We start from the raw sequence: 936 nt of genomic DNA, 5'->3' as shown, positions 1-936 counted from the left end.
GAACATCTGGTGCGCCCACTTGTAGAAGTCGCAGGTGGTGTTCTGCGCTGGGAAGCCGATGCTGTTGGCGAAGGTGACGAACCCGCCCTTGCTGACGCGGCCGGAGACGAACCAGTTGCTGAGCTCCTTGGGTGACACCGAGCAGGCGGCGTTGGTGTATTGCAGGTTGGCGGGGAAGGCCTGGACTTGGGTCGGCACCTGGGCGTGGGCCGGGCTGAAGGTGGCGGCCGCGAGCGTGGCGGCGGCGAGCAGTGGGCGGGTGATGCGCATGGGGGGCTCCCTGGGGTGGGTGCCGCCCTGGGCGGTACTGCKGGCCGTCGGGCTGGCGTGATGTGGATCAGACCAGCGGGGCGGGGGTGGGGGAATCAGCTCCGGGCTGATTTGTTGAGGGTGAAATGCTTAGAGCAAGCATCAAACCTTGGTGGGGAGTGACCGAGGTTTCAGAACGCGCTGTTACAGTTGTGCGTTCAGGCTGGATTCGTACTCTCAGCACATGAGACGGGCGATCCTTCTCGCGTGTAGTGGGACACCGGTCCCAACGCCACAACCGCCTTGCTCGCAATTGAGCATCCGGCCTCCAACGACGACTAGCACGCTGCGGGGGGAGTGAGGATGTGGCACGACATTGAGGCCGAGGTTGATTTGCTCAACTTCGGTCTAGTAGCCGACGCGGCAGCGACTCTTATACGAGACGCTGGGGGCACACCACTGACCATCGGTATATCCGGCGGGTGGGGGGCAGGCAAGTCGACGCTGGTCAAACTTGTTCGCGCACACTTGGAGGCAAGCACCAAGAAGGATGGAAAGCAGTCTTCGTACATCCTGATGGAGTTCAACGCGTGGCTCTATCAAGGCTACGAAGATGCCCGACAAGCTCTTCTTCAAGCGGTTTCCGACCGTSTCGTCGAAGAGGCCAGGACGCGCAAAACCTTCATC

At 61.9% G+C, this 936-nt stretch carries 2 protein-coding genes; one reads left to right on the top strand and one right to left on the bottom strand.

Annotation, left to right across the window (positions count from 1 at the left end):
* The coding region (locus AC1D15_RS34560; RefSeq protein WP_477829627.1) for a hypothetical protein at positions 1-270 on the bottom strand (270 nt) is incomplete at its 3' end.
* A 342-nt stretch (positions 271-612) separates the two neighbouring features.
* On the opposite strand from AC1D15_RS34560, the gene AC1D15_RS34555 reads away from it, so the two are divergent.
* A partial coding sequence (locus AC1D15_RS34555) for a P-loop NTPase fold protein (protein WP_477829626.1) occupies positions 613-936 on the top strand: 324 nt, incomplete at its 3' end.

The organism is Rhizobacter sp. P2_H2 (assembly GCF_056403375.1).
The sequence above is the reverse complement of the archived record's forward strand: the minus strand, read 5'-3'. Positions and strand labels throughout refer to the sequence as shown.